We start from the raw sequence: 15,286 nt of genomic DNA, 5'->3' as shown, positions 1-15,286 counted from the left end.
TAGTTTAAATTCGTTCAGCAATCCAGCGAGATATGAACGCAGGTTTAGGAGCACCTATTTTTTGTGCATACAGATAAGTTTCTACCAAGTTATGGGCATCGTCGATGTATTTACCTTTGCTTTTAAATCCTTGCATTTCGTCTCCCATAAAAGTTTCGGATAAGAAATTGATATCATATTCTTTAATAACAAACTCACGATGGTTGCGCTCTGTCATCATATCGAGTGCCCACTGAGTGTATTTTACATTATTTACGTGTGAATTGACATCTAAATCGCTTACACGCACTTTAAAATCGTTGACCTGGTACATACCTTCTGGGAGATTGATACGGTCGGTATGGAAAGAGAGTCCGCCTTCGGTACGAGGAGAGAAGATTTCTTGGCGGTCAGTAAGCTCAATGGGGCGACGTGTTTGAATATCTAAGGTAATCCAAGTACTAGCACATTCACCTATTTTTTGGTCGTTGCAAAAAAGTTCGAATTCGCGAAAAGCATACACTCCTTTTACAGAGAGAGACCACGTTTTGACGGTGATACGTTCATTCCATTGAGGCCAATAGTACATTTTTAGTTTTTGCTGTATGAGTGCCCAAAAGAATCCTTTTTTTACTAACTCTTCATAGCCGAACCCTAAAAGAGAAGCGTGTTCGGCAGCGATATCTTGCAACATACCTAATACGCCATATAACCCGAGTTGATTGTTAAGGTTTACTTGTGTGCTACGCACTTTATAAGTTTCGGTGAAAATTGTTTTATCTTCCATAATATACTTTTTAATGATAATTTATTTTTGAATATGCAAAGATATAAAACTATTTTCTATTTACTTACTTTTTATGGGACAGAATAGAGGAAACGTACAAAATTTTCTTTAAAAAAGAAGTGTACTTGACAGTACAGAAATTGAAATAAAATAGGTGTGTGAGCCATATGAGCGGGAAAAATGAGAAAATGAGGAAATGAGAAAATGAGGAAATGAGAAAATGAGGAAATGAGAAAATGAGGAAATGAGAGAATGAGGAAATGAGAGAATTAGGAAATGAGAGAATTAGGAAATGAGAGAATTAGGAAATGAGAAAATGCCAATAATGCTAGAAATACTGATAATTAACTTTGCCAAAGATGCGAGCCGCACAGGCAGTCGTAGCACGACGGGCGATTAACTTTGGCAAAGTGTGTGCCGTAAAAGTGATACATTTGAGCTATCGGAAGGAAACGGAGAAGAACGGAAGAGGGTCGAGAGGGAATTTGATGAAAAAAGGCTATGAGAAGGGTGGGGTTAGCTTATAGAGAGCTTATAGGAAGCTTATACGAATCTTGGACGATTGGTATAGAAAGGGTATATAAATAATTGATTCATAATATGATAAAACAGTGCTAAAAATGTTAAAAACAGGGTTTCGAGACGAAAGTAAGAGAAAGGGATACTAGGCCTTAGGCCATAGGCACTAGGAGATAACATTCCCCTTTACACATACTCAGCTGTGCCTGACTACCTTCAAAGGGGAATATAATGACGGGAAAGTGAGAGGTACACTGGCGGAGGTTCGTAGGAGTTTTAGGAGAAGGTCAGAGGAGCTAGGTCGTCGTAGTGCGACAGACAATTTTAAAAATAATATTATATATTGAGGTAAGAAAAGTGTAGCTTACGCTATAAAAAAAACTACAAATTTTTACAAATCAAAGAGAAAGGCAACAAGTTGCCTGAAAGTCTCGTACAGATTACACGGATTGCACGGATAGACCAATTGACAATTGATAATTGACAAATGTGATAGACACGGATTGGCAACTGCGTTGCTGGATTTCACAAATTACAATGCAAATACAGCTGTATATCAGTATTATATACATCGAACTGACATTTACTAATAGACGGTTACTGATGCAATTCTACTGGAGGACGATAATTAATGCCTTTGTGTAGCAAATATTGCAATTGGAGGTCTAACTTTTGGGTGAATTGTTGCCAATCACGCTTAGACATCTCTGTCCACCCTGCTTCGGATAAGACTAAAGCGCGAGGATAGGTCATATAAAAAGCGCGGAATATATCTTTCACACTTTCGCCCCACAAAGTAGCTTCAACTCCTAAAATATATTGCTTTTCTTCTTCGGCTGTGAGCGAAAAGGCGGGATTAAATTCATATACGCGTTGTAGGGTGAGGGTAGGCATCCAATCTACATTAGGCAAATCGTTTTTGGCTTGTGGATAATCGAAGTAGGCGTATTCACCGGGGGAACAAATCAGTTTGAAATTATCTTTTTTAGCGCGCTCCAATACTTGCGGAGTAGTACGCATTCGCCATAGATACATCACACTATTTTTGGGATAGGAGGGGACTTCTAACTCTAACCAAATAAGAGGACGCTTGTGGTTTTTCTGTAATGATTGATTTACCCTTTTGAAAAACTCACTCATCAGTTGTTGGTTATTGGTAGTGTGAAGGCTTTGTTTGAGTTTGAGAGTAGGGGAGTGTTCAAGCCACTTGTCCATAGGTGCTTCATCACCCCCAATATGAAAATAAGGGCAGGGGAAAATAGCTGATAATTCGGTAATGACATCATCGATGAAAGTAAAGACTTCTTCTTTGCCTACACACAACAAATTATTAGAAACACCCGCGGTAGTGCGTACGCCAATGAGGGTATCGTTGCAACTGAGGAAAGGATAAGCGGCTATGGCAGCATCGCTATGACCTGGTACATCGAACTCAGGCACTAACTGTACATTGCGCTGAAGAGCGTATAGTACGAGATCTTTTATCTGCTCTTGGGTATAAAAGTCTTCGTTATTACGTTTAGAACCTTCGAAATCGGAGCGTTTGCTTCCTATTTCGGTGAGTTTAGGATATTTCTTGATTTCTATACGCCACCCTTGGTCGTCGGTGAGGTGCAAATGTAAGTAATTGAACTTGTAATGAGCCATTACATCAATGTATTTTTTAATATCGTCTATCTTCCAGTAATGCCGAGCGGGGTCAATCATTAGGGCGCGATAAGCAAAACGAGGTGCATCGGTAATGGTAAGACAAGGCAAAGATTTTTTGTGTGTTACCTCTGCCCCGAAAACAAGTTGGTTGAAGGTCTGTTCGGCATAGAACTTTCCTGCTTCGGTAGCAAACTTGATGATAATTTGGTTAGGTTTGATGATAAGCTGATAGCCTTCGGGATTATTGATGAACTTATCCTGTATATAGCTAATTTTGGTACTTATCGGACAAGTACCCTTATGATAAGTTATCTCATTAGGCTGTGGTACCACATTGATTTGTGCGTAAAGTGGTAAAGCTAAAAATAGTAAGATGTAAAATAGTTTAGACATAATATAAGAAAATGAATGATTATAAAAGTATAAAAGCCTCCCTCTCTCCCCTTAAAGAGGGGGAACTGTAGCGATGCAAAAGAGGCTTTGGTAATATTCTATTAGGGTGCATTAATCAATCTTTACATTCTTAGTGCGTTCTAACTTAAAACGTTCTTTATTCCAATGAAAAGGTTTGAACTCTTGATTTTTGATAATTTTATTATTGCGGTAAATGAGATTTTCTACTGATTTGGCATAGAGAATAGGCTCATCAAAAGTTTCAAACACATTGTTTTCAATAGTAATATTAGAATGGAAATACTTTTGTTGTGCTTCTAAGTTCGGGATTTCGGGATAGATGGAAATGATAGCGTTCGTAAATTGATAATTAGCGGTAAGTGCATTGATGAAGTGGTTGTTTTTGATGATAACATTGTGGCAAGCACCTGTTTCATACCAGCCATTACAATCGCCACAGAGTAAGATAGCAGTGCCGTGAGTATGGTCGAAGGTGTTATTGGCACAGACGACCTTTTTAGGAGTGCTAAACAGTGCTCCACGAGCCCGATTGTTACGCACTATATTGTTTTTGAAAATCACCTCAGGTGTCCAAGTAAGGTTTTCTACCCCACAGGGTGTATCGGGGTTTATTTCGGTAGGTAGTATTTCATCAAAAGTGATTTTAAATATCTTAGCACCTACTTCGGTAGGTTTATCAACGGCTTTAATGGCTTGAATGCGATAGGTTTTATCACCGATAACGTCCATTGTCTTGGAGGCAATGAACTGCACTTTATCACCTATATTGCCCCAAAGGAATCCCCACGATTGGGGGTGCATATACTGTGCTTTGATAGTGTGATTGTCTTCACGAGCTATTACTTTTAGGTAAGTGCCGTGTACGTTAATAGCATCATCAGCCATACCTTCATAGACTCCGTTTTCAGAGCGTATGAGCCCTTTGCAAGCTGAAAAGTGAGTTGCATCGGCTTGGGTAGTGAAATAGCGTTCGGTGCCTTCTTTTAAAGCTACGCGAAAGCGGTTGAGGGTTATATTTTCGGTGAGTTGCGCTAAGAGTCCCATACCTTGAGTATTATGCACAGTTATATTTTCTATCTTCACGTTCTTGCTTTCAGTAACGAAAATGGCAGGTGTAGGACGTGTGTAGGTGCGCAATACAAAACGCTCTCCTTTTTCCAAATAAGGTTGGGCTCCTATGCCTTCGATGCGGAACTCATTAGGGGTTATTTCGGTAATTTTAGTAGGGTTAAAATTTACGTCAGCTCGCTTATAAGCCAAACGTTTGTCAGCTCTGAATATCATACCTCCAAAGGGAGTTTCTTCATAATCTTCGCCAGTGAAGAAGAGTTTCCCGTTCTTGATTTTATAGTTTCCTTCGGGGTAGAGTTGGGCTTTTACGGTGTTATTTTTTGCATCTACTTCGGTAATGTGTAACTGACGCAAATGAGGGGTTGCAAAGTCTATCGAAAAGTTTTTAAGAGTGATATTGGTACAGTTTTTCACTACGATAGGCAAGATAGTGCCGTGAAAGAGCCATTCGCTGTTACTGCCGTCAATCACTACATCGTTTAAGTTTTCGAGATAAAGTCCTACTTTTTTGGGATTGGTTTGGTCGTGGTTGGAGATGTAGAGTTCTTTATCGGTAGTTTGGTTGAGATAAAAATGATAGGTATCTTTGTTAAGGACGATATGTTTATGGCTACCTACTTCCATTTGAGCGGGTGTAGCAGGGGTAGTAACGGCTGTTTTGCAAGCGACTAAAAGTAGTATCGTAAAGAATAATATAAAGTTAAAAATTTTCATTGTTTTTGGTAAGTAAATTTATAACAAACTTTGTCAAAGTCTTAGGGCTTTGACAAAGTTTTTGATACAAAAGAGAGTTTTTAAATGCCCTCTTGTATTATAAAAAATATACAAATTACCAACCAGGGTTTTGTGTGTATTTTACTAATTGTATCTGGTCGATAGGCAATGGGTATAGATATAGTTTATCGTTCCAAGTGTGGTGTCCTGCCGTAATAGAAGGGTAGATAATGAGGTAATTATCACTGTCTACAGGTAAATTACTAACGCCTGAGTTCGCAGGATATTGTGCTTTTAAGGCAGCATTGAGCTTCATTCCACGTATGATTTTAGGATTTTCAATCAGCTTTCCAGCTTTCCAGCGTTTGATATCATCGATACGAAAACCTTCACCAATGAGTTCAACACGGCGTTCACGGCGTATTTCGTACAACAAAGGGGTGACGGTATAACCGTAGTTTATAGCGTGAGTATCAGCGGTTACAGCAGTGGTAAGATGTGGCATTGCTACACGATCACGCAGTTTGTTGATAGTTTTATCTAAGTCAGCTTGAGAGAGAGAACCTAATTCATATTTAGCTTCGGCAAAATTAAGTAATATTTCGGCATAGCGGAATATAAAAAGGTCTAAATCACTTTGATTAGCAATCCACTGTTCAGGGTCACTGGAACGTCCTTTGATAAGCCAATAACCAGTGCTTGTTTGCCCTGTACCTACAGCAGGTAATGTTACTACTTGGCGTTTAGCAGGGTCAGAGTTTTCAGTCCATACAAAACCTGGAGTAGCGACTGTTTGAGCATAACGAGGATCTCGGTTGGCGGCTTCGCCTGCTGGGGTACTATCGTCATAAGTGAAGGTAGTAGTGCCAATAGGCAATCCATCAGTAAAGAGGTAAGATTCCATAAAATCCTTACTACAACCAGTGCTATTTTCACCTGCTGTACGGGTATAACCGTGAGTGCCTGTTCCTTTGATATAGGTACGGTAGAAGATAGCTTCGGAGTTGCGAGATAAATCTTGCTGAATAAACAAATTACGGTAATCTTTATCAGGGTTACCTGTAGTATAAATACTATATCTACCTGAATTAATAAGGCTTTCTGAGGCTTCGACAGCTGCTTGCAACCAAGAACTTTCATCACCCAATGTATGGTATTTGCGATAAGTACCTTCCCATAAGGCAACACGTGATTTTAAAGCTAAAGCAGCGTCTTTGTGTAAGCGTCCTGCTTCGGCTTGGGCTTTTTCAGGTAAGTTTTGGATAGCAAAATTCATATCTTCCATAACTTTGTCCATCACTTGTTTGTGAGCTACACGAGGTCCGAAAATAATAGGAGAGGCATCGTTTACTTTGGTAAGAATCAAAGGAACATCGCCAAAAGTTTTTACCTTATTCCAATAGTACAAAGCGCGGAAAAAGCGTACCTCGGCAGCATATTGTTCTTTTTTTGAACCAGTAGAGCGGTTGTAATTATCTAAGAAGAAATTGCAATTGTAAATGCCGTTCCAATCGCTAATACTCCAACCACCTCCTGTAGCAGGTATGGTGTAAGTACCTGCCAAGAAACTGTTCATATTCTTAGGAGCCATATTGTCAGAGTCGTTATCATTATAAAAGAACTGTACAGGCAAACTACCATAAAAACGGTTAGCAAAGATCTTTAAGTCTTCATCGCTATTAAAATATCCTTTTTCATTAAAAGCATCAGGAGGATATTTATCTAAGAAGTCATCATTTTTACAGCTTATTTGACTTAGCAAAGCACCTAAAAGGCCTATAAATGTGATATGTTTATATATTCTTTTCATTGTATTACTATTTAAATTATCAATTAGAAACGAGCTTGAACTCCAATCGTAATCACACGGTTGATAGGGTAATTCTGACTAAGTAGCTCAGGGTCGTATGATTTGATGAGTTTTGTCCATTCGCAGAGGTTTTGCCCTGTGATGAACAAACGCAAGTTTTGCAAACCTATATTACTTAAAACTTCTTTAGGTAAGGTGTAACCTAAGGTTATTTGTTTTAGACGTATGTAAGAAGCATCTTGCATATAGCGAGTTTGAGTTCGTGTATTTCCCCAACCACCGAAGCGCAAACGTGGATAGTAAGCGTTAGGATTTTCGGGTGTCCAGTGGTCTAATTGGTTAGTTGCAGGTACAGACCATTCGTCGGCATTACTGAATCCCCAGAAATACACATCGTTTAACATATAATCGCGTTTGCCAACTCCTTGGAAGAAAACAGTAAAATCGAAGCCTTTATATTCGGCATTTAAGTTCAAACCAAAGGTATAGCGCGCTTGGTTATTACCAATAACTGATAAGTCGCCGTGGTCATCTAAAGTATTTTTACCGTAATCGATTTTTCCATCGTTGTTTAGGTCTTTATACTTCACATCACCTGCCAACCACTTGTAGCCTGCTAATTTGGTTTTGTCAAGTTTAGCAGCATCTTCATCAGTTTGATAGAGACCTTCTGTAGTATATCCCCAAATTTCACCTATTTCTCTACCTACATAGTAATCTCCTAAGCTACCTGTAGGGTTCAAATCGTATTTAGTAATGAAAGAGCGACTATCCGCTAAGTTAAACGATATACCATATTTAAAATCTTCACCTATAGCATCGTGCCATCCGAGAGTGAGTTCAAAGCCTTTGGTTTCAAGGTCTGCAGCATTGCGTTGTGGAGCCCCTACGCCTAAAACAGCAGGTAGTGCTAATCCATTTACAAGCATACCCGTAGTGTTGCGGATGTAGTAATCAAAAGAACCAGTTAAGCGATTGTTCAAGAAGCCAAAGTCGACACCAAAGTTACGAGTAGCTACTTCTTCCCAAGTAAAATTATTGCTTACTAAACCAGGAGCTGATACATAAGGTAACTGTTGGGTACCGAAGATATAACCTGTTTGATTACCATAAGGCATAGTAGGTAAATAAGGATAAAGAGCGTTCACTTGTTGGTTAGGCAATTTACCGTATGAGACACGGAATTTCAAATCACTCACTACACTGTTGATAGGCTCAAAGAACTTCTCTTTGGAGATACGCCAACCTAAAGAAGCTGATGGACTAAATACATAGCGATTTTCACGACTGAAACGTGAAGAACCATCATATCTACCATTTACTTCTACCAAGTATTTTTGATTGTATACATAGTTTAAGCGAAAGAAAGATCCTATCAGAGCCCAGTCGGAAATACCACTACCTACACTCGGTTTATCATCATTATTAAGTTTGAGGAAAGGATAGTCTTGATTCACTAAGTTTTTCACTTGTACACTGAAAGATTCATTATGTTTAGACTCTTGGTTATAACCTACCATTGCTTTAAAGTAGTGTTTTTCAGCAAAAGTATTTTCGTATTGTGCATAAATATTAGCAGCCTTATAGAGGTCGTGGCTATTAGCTTCATACACAGTAGCAGGGTTGTTATGAGGGTAATAACCCAAATCAGTAGCCTTATCGGGGTCATAAATACTAGTACCATCAGTGGGGGCACCGTATTCTTTGAACATCTTTACGTTGTTTTTGCTATTCATATGATAAGGATTCCAAGTGTAATCACCAACTATTTTAACGTTTTTTATAGGGGTGAGAGTGAAACCAGAGGTTATCCATATATCATCTGATTTATAAGTATCACGCGCGCCAGTAGCAATTACAGCAAAAGGGTTCGTAAAGTTACCTTGCCCAGAGAAGTGTCCGTCAGGGTGATATACAGGCATTAACGGTTTTACATCGGTAGCGAAACGCTCAGCTGAAAATCCACGACCTACATTAGCAGGCTGGTCGTTATCTTTGTGATTGACTGTTGATTTCAAATGGAGAGATAACCACTTTGTAATATCGGTATTGATGTTTAGCGTAATGTTATAACGTTCAAATTTTTGTTTGGCTTTTTTGAACAAGCCATCTTCAGAAAACATACCCACTGAAGCCAAATAAGTAGTTTTATTTGTACCTCCCGAAAGCGATATATTATTCTGAGTTTGAGAAGCCCAACCAGGATACATTTCTTTTATCCAGTTAGTATTACCTACATATCGGTATTTTCGAGCATCGTTAGGGTCGATATATACTGAATTGGCAGGCGTAGGATTGGCTAAGTACTCTTTCGCTTTTTGAAGGTCAGTATCAGTGAAGTTTTGTGAACCAACCCCACTGCCGGTAGCACGACCAGTACGGTCAGCTTCCATATACATTTGCAAGTATTCTACTGAATTTACCAAATCGGGCAAACGAGTAGGACGTGTAATAGAGTAGTCGGAGGAGATGTTTATTTGCATAGGGGTTTCTTTCTTACCTTTTTTAGTGGTAATCAAAACTACCCCAAATGCAGCACGACCTCCATATATAGCTGCTGAAGCGGCATCTTTTAACACAGTAACGTTCTCTACATCGTTAGGATTGATTTGGTTAGGATCCATTTGAACGCCATCGACAAGTACTAATGGAGAACCACCGTTGAGAGAAGTATACCCGCGGATATTGAAAGAAGAACCAGAACCAGGACGACCGTTGCTAGTAGTGATGTTGAGGTTAGGGATAACACCTTGCAAGCCTTGTCCGATAGTAGTAAGGGGGCGACTTTCTAACACCTTAGCATCGACAGTAGCGATAGCTCCCGTAAGGTTTTCTTTCTTTTGAGAACCATAGCCCACTACTACTACTTCACCTAATTCTTGGGTGTCCTCTTTTAGTTTCACATTGATAATCAAGCTATTACCCCCCCCTTACCAACGGTTTTTTCTTGGGAGGCATAGCCCATAGAACTGAACAATAGCACGTTGCCTTGAGAGGCTTCAATGCTATATTTACCATCAAAATCAGTAGCTACCCCACGGGTAGTTGATTTGATTTGCACACTCACTCCGGGAAGAGGAGTGCCTTTCTCATCGGTAACAGTACCGGAAATTTGTTTGTTTTGTGCCCATAGCAGAGAGGTAGTACTCCATAGAGCTATGAGTAATAAGAAGATTTTTCGTTTCATACTTCCAAAACTTTTTATTGGTTATTTAATGGCGCAAATATATTAATAAAAAGTTATATAAAGCAAATATTTTCGCAACTTTTTATTAAAATATTTTGTTAAAAGTTTAACAATTCAATAATAAAAGGCTATCCTAAGAAAATAATTTTTCAAGATAGCCTTTTTGTGTTATTGAAATCTGATTAATATCCTGGATTTTGTTTCATACCAGCGTTTTTGTTTTTGTCTAAAGCTGTTTGTGGAATAGGCATATACATAAGGCGTGCAGACCAGGTTTTGGTAGTACCAGGGTTACCTACTACGTCTTTTATTTGTCCTCTCATTACCACACTTGCAGCTTCAGTGCCTTTAAAGCCTCCGTTACGAGTATCGTCTTCATACAAACGAATATCGAAAAAACGTAAGCCTTCACCTGCCAACTCTATACGACGTTCTTTGCGGATAAAATCGAGAGCATCGTTTTTAGAAAGACCGGTAGGTACTTCGGGCATACCCGCACGAGTGCGCAACTTGTTGAGCTCAGTTACTACTGTACCGTCATAACCTGTATTTTGGGTATGGGCTTCGGCATAGATAAGCATCATTTCAGCCAAACGAATGAGCGGGAAATCTACTCCTGTTGTGTAATAAGCGTCACCCCATACAGGCACTACGTCATCTGCACCGCTCATCTTCCTGAAGGCATAACCACTTTTACCGTAATTTACAATATCAGGAATGTATTGCTGATATTCGTTCATTCGGTATTTACTTACGGAGGAGAATGGAAAGATGATAGAAGCATACAAACGACTATCTCTATTCTTGAACTGTGTCATATAGGCTTTATCAGGCAATGTGTTCACAATACTATTTACTGCCTGACTGTAAGTAGATTTATTGGCTTCTTGAATTGCTTTTACTTCATCGGAAAGTGCTTTATAATCTAGAATACGTTGCTCCATAGTAGAAAGGGTAGGTTTGGTTTTACCATCAGTTGTCCAGTAAGCATCTACCAATTCTTGAATAGGGACAATAGTAGCCCAAGCGTGTTTAGACACTAAATTAGGAGTTAATAAGGCTGTTACTCTTAACCAGTTGCCTTCACGTTCACTTGCGATAAACTCCTTAGCAATAATGGTTTCTGGACTATTATCAGCTTTCCAAATGTTTTGATAATTGAATATGCCTTTGATAAAAATATCTTCATTAATACCATAAGCAGAAAAGTCAACAAACTTTTTGAAGTATTCAGCATCTTTTATCATATCGGGGGTAAGAGATGCTACTTGATGCAAGCGATAACCACCGTTATCAATTACATAGCGGGCTGCTGTTTCGGCTTGATCGTATTTACCAAAATAATAAGCTAAACGCGCTTTAATGGCATAGGTCATTGCTTTATTAAAACAACCTTTGTCATTAGTTTGAGGCAATATAGCAATGGCTTCGTCTAACTCTTTAAGCACCCACGATCTGATTTCAGAGGCTGGTGTTTGGGCTAACCCATCGGGGTAATCATTGGCAACGGTAGTTACGAAAGGTACATTATTAAAATAAAGCGTAAGGTTTCCGTAAATCCACGCGCGCATTACGCGAGCTTCAGTTTTATACTTCTCACGTAAATTGGCTGAAATCTGTTGAAAGTTATCGACTTGTTCAATAACTTGGTTACAAGCACGTATGCCTGAGTAAAAGCCATTATAACCATAGTCTTGAGATGATGTAAGTGTATTTCCTTGTACAGAGCTACCATTACTATCCCACAGATTTCGTGAATAGCCATTATCGGCATATCCGTCTTCGAAAATTCCGCCATAGCCATCATTTAAATGGCGATAGATACCATTTCGGAGCCCTATAAAAAGACGTTCATCTATCTTTGAAGGATCTAATGAATCTTGTGGGGTTTTATCGAAAAAGTCATCGCCACAACTCATTGTACCCATTAAGGCAAGCGCAATAAATGATTTTTGTATGATATTTTTCATTGTCTTTAAATTTAATAGTTATGATAGGTTAGAAAGAGAAAGACAGACCAGCGATATAGCTTTTTAACACCAATGAATAACCACGACCACTGGCTACTTCGGGGTCAAAGTCTTTCATACGTTTATCGCCTCTAAAAGTAAAGAGGTTTTCACCTGAAAGATATACACGCGCATTGGTTACTCCTAATATCTTTTGTACTTCATCGGGTAGTGTATATCCAAGGGTTATGTTTTTAATTCTGAAATAATCGGCATTAAATAACCAAAAAGATGAAGTTTGCGTGTTATATTTATAACGAGCATCAGAAGGGACAAAAAGTTTAGGATAAGAAGCTCCTTGATTTTCGGTTGTCCAGTTATCCCTTTGCCACTCACGAGGTACAGAGTTATCAAAGAATGATTGTGAGGCTTCATTCCTTAGATATACTTTTACGCCTTGAATACCTTGCCCCATTATGGAGAAAGAGAAGTTTTTGTAGTTAAGTTCAATGTTTACTCCATAGGTGTATTTAGGGACATCATTACCTACTACAGTACGGTCTTTGGCATCAATTTTTCCATCGCCGTTAATGTCTACATAACGAATCATACCAGCTTCAGGAACTTGTTCTCCCAGAGGCACAAATTTTCCGTCAGTAATCTCTTGTGGGGTATAGAGACCATTGGAGTCATACATATAGAAATCGCCAATAGAACCTCCTTTTTTGTATATCCAAAGATCCTCAGGAGGTAATTGGTCTACTTTATCACCTAAGTCGACAATTTCGTTGTGGTTAAAAGTGCCATTTAAAGAAACGTTATAACTGAAGTCACCAAAAGATTTATAATGAGAGAGTACTAACTCAATACCTTTATTACGTACTTTACCTACATTACGTGCAGGTATTTGACTAGAAGAGAGGCCAGTTTCAGCCATTATATCATTAGCACGGATAAGAATACCTTTTGTTAGGCGGTTGTATAAATCGGCGGTGATATTGATGAGCCCTTTACCAATACTCAAATCAAGACCTATGTTAGTGGAAGCAGTAGTTTCCCAAGTAAGGTCTGGGTTTCCTATACGTCCTTCGGTAAGGGTAGGAACGCTTACTCCACCTAATACTGTAGTACCTCCACTATCGTAAGTAGAATAAGTATCGTATAATCCTATGTTTTTAATATTACCATTCTCACCCCAAGAGGCGCGCAATTTGAGTCCGTCGAGCCAAGTGGCATTTTCCATAAACTTCTCTTGGTCTACACGCCAGCCCACTGAAAAAGAGGGGAAGTAACCCCAACGACCTTTTTTAGCGAAACGAGAAGAAGCATCGGCACGGAAATTGGCTTCGAATAGGTATTTTTGGTCGTAAGTGTAACCTATCCTACCAAAATAAGAATTAATGCTTTCTTCTTCGTAATAATTTATATTATTTTTTGTGTCTGTGAGTATTTGGTCTACTTCTTTTAAAGAACCACCTGAAAAGTCGTTCATATCATTGCTGGCGAAGTTTTTACGTCCTACGGTAAGACGCCTAAACGAATAGATATCGGTGTGCGCCCCTATCATTAAGGTTACGGCGTGTAGGTCGTTAAAGGTCTGGTCGTAGTTAAGCCAGCCGTCATAGATAAACTTATCGGAATAGAACCAATCTAAGTCCATTTGGTTATTAGTGGAGGCTGTACCTGCAATAATTCCTGAAGCAGGATTTAGGAAACTTGGTACACCTTTCTTTCTGTTAGCAAAAGAGAACCCTCGATAATCATAATAACTATAAGCGAACTGATTGGTAACTTTTACTTTTTCAAACGGACGTACTTCGGCAGCGATAGAACCTAAAAGGCGACGCGCTGTAGAACTACTTCTACCATTTTCAGCCCAAGAGCGGTAAGGGTTTGCGTTGGTTTCTTCAGAAGTTGTTTGTCGCCCGTTACGAACGGTACCCCATTCACCATTAGAATGTTTGGCTACTTGGGTGGGAGGTACGCGCAAAGCCTCTACAAAGTTAATACCACCGCGAGTATTGTTATGTTTGGTATAGATGAAATTAATATTAGAGGTAAGGGTAAGCCATTTTTTAATATCGGAAGAAGTTTTGGAGTTCAAGTTGTAGCGGTCGGTTACATCACCTATTGAAGCTCCTTCTTCTCTAAAGAAACCTCCGTCTAATAGATATTTGAACTTTTCTACGCCTCCTGAGAATTGTACGTTGTGTTTGGTAATAAAGCTTTGTTTACGCACAATGAGGTCGAACCAATTGGTATTGGGATAGCGGTCGGGGTCAGAGCCATCACGATACTTTTGTATCATCTCATCGGTAAAAGTAAGGTTGGCTTCAGGGACACCTGTGTTGCGTTCGGCTAAGCGATACATTTCGGCATATTCAGCTGAATTTACCATCTTAGGTAAGTAGGTAGGCATTTGTACCCCTGTAGCACCTTCGTAACTAATTTGCATCACGCCTGTTTTAGCGGATTTGGTAGTTACTAATACTACGCCATAAGCAGCTTTTGCTCCATAGATAGCTGCCGAAGAAGCGTCTTTTAAGAAAGAGATGTTCTCAATACTATTAGGATTCATAGCATTGAAGAAATTGCTACTTACCTCTATACCATCTACGATATAGAGAGGGTCGGAATTACCTAAGTTACCGCGCCCGCGAATGTTAAGAGTCGTACCTCCAGGACGAGAGATAACGGTAACCCCAGCTACACTTCCTTGCAAGGCTTTGGTAATGCTTGTTGCTAAACGGCTGGCTAATTTCTTAGCGTCTACCGCTGCTACAGCTCCCGTAAGGTTTTCTTTCTTTTGGGTACCATAGCCTACGACTACTACTTCACCTAGTTCTTGGGTGTCTTCTTTTAGCTTTATGTTGATAATCAAGCTATTACCCCCCCTGCCAATGGTTTTTTCTTGGGAGGCATAGCCCATAGAACTGAACAATAGCACGTTGCCTGGAGAGGCTTCAATGCTATATTTACCATCAAAATCAGTAGCTACCCCACGGGTAGTTGATTTGATTTGTACACTCACTCCGGGAAGAGGAGTGCCTTTCTCATCGGTAACAGTACCGGAAATTTGTTTGTTTTGTGCCCATAGCAGAGAGGTAGTACTCCATAGAGCTATGAGTAATAAGAAGATTTTTCGTTTCATACTTCCAAAACTTTCTATTGGTTATTTAATGGCGCAAATATATTAATAAAAAGTT

9 protein-coding genes are annotated in these 15,286 nt (G+C 39.3%); 1 reads left to right on the top strand and 8 read right to left on the bottom strand.

Features of this window, described 5'->3' with window-relative positions:
• Nucleotides 1-4 precede the first annotated feature (4 nt).
• Nucleotides 5-766, bottom strand: a complete 762-nt coding sequence (locus HW278_RS02285) for an acyl-[acyl-carrier-protein] thioesterase (protein WP_178976806.1) — start codon at nt 764-766, stop codon at nt 5-7.
• 359 nt (nt 767-1,125) lie between these two features.
• Here HW278_RS02285 and HW278_RS02280 point away from each other — a divergent pair, with 359 nt between their 5' ends.
• Nucleotides 1,126-1,293: a hypothetical protein gene (locus HW278_RS02280; protein ID WP_172672731.1), complete on the top strand. Its 168-nt coding sequence runs from the start codon at nt 1,126-1,128 to the stop codon at nt 1,291-1,293.
• A gap of 589 nt (nt 1,294-1,882) precedes the next feature.
• On the opposite strand, the gene HW278_RS02275 is transcribed toward HW278_RS02280, so the two are convergent.
• From HW278_RS02275 to HW278_RS02250, 7 genes are all read right to left on the bottom strand, one after another.
• Nucleotides 1,883-3,328, bottom strand: coding sequence for a beta-N-acetylhexosaminidase (locus HW278_RS02275; RefSeq protein WP_178976805.1), 1,446 nt, complete (start codon nt 3,326-3,328; stop codon nt 1,883-1,885).
• A 111-nt stretch (nt 3,329-3,439) separates the two neighbouring features.
• Nucleotides 3,440-5,134 (bottom strand): right-handed parallel beta-helix repeat-containing protein, encoded by a 1,695-nt coding sequence (locus HW278_RS02270; RefSeq protein WP_178976804.1) that lies wholly within the window; start codon nt 5,132-5,134, stop codon nt 3,440-3,442.
• 115 nt (nt 5,135-5,249) lie between these two features.
• The gene (locus HW278_RS02265; RefSeq protein WP_178976803.1) at nt 5,250-6,944 is read right to left on the bottom strand and encodes a RagB/SusD family nutrient uptake outer membrane protein; all 1,695 of its coding nucleotides are present in this window, start codon (nt 6,942-6,944) and stop codon (nt 5,250-5,252) included.
• A gap of 23 nt (nt 6,945-6,967) precedes the next feature.
• Entirely contained in the window at nt 6,968-9,847 is a 2,880-nt protein-coding gene (locus HW278_RS02260) for a SusC/RagA family TonB-linked outer membrane protein (protein WP_255493703.1), read from the bottom strand.
• Between the two features lie 8 nt (nt 9,848-9,855).
• On the bottom strand, nt 9,856-10,131 hold the full coding sequence (locus tag HW278_RS12365; RefSeq protein WP_255493702.1) for a carboxypeptidase-like regulatory domain-containing protein: 276 nt from the start codon (nt 10,129-10,131) through the stop codon (nt 9,856-9,858).
• 182 nt (nt 10,132-10,313) lie between these two features.
• On the bottom strand, nt 10,314-12,101 hold the full coding sequence (locus HW278_RS02255; protein WP_178976802.1) for a RagB/SusD family nutrient uptake outer membrane protein: 1,788 nt from the start codon (nt 12,099-12,101) through the stop codon (nt 10,314-10,316).
• Nucleotides 12,102-12,129: 28 nt separating this feature from the next.
• On the bottom strand, nt 12,130-15,231 hold the full coding sequence (locus HW278_RS02250) for a SusC/RagA family TonB-linked outer membrane protein (protein ID WP_178976801.1): 3,102 nt from the start codon (nt 15,229-15,231) through the stop codon (nt 12,130-12,132).
• Nucleotides 15,232-15,286 lie beyond the last annotated feature (55 nt).

The organism is Capnocytophaga sp. oral taxon 902 (assembly GCF_013394735.1).
Classification (GTDB): domain Bacteria; phylum Bacteroidota; class Bacteroidia; order Flavobacteriales; family Flavobacteriaceae; genus Capnocytophaga; species Capnocytophaga ochracea.
This window is presented reverse-complemented; position numbering and strand designations above follow the sequence as displayed.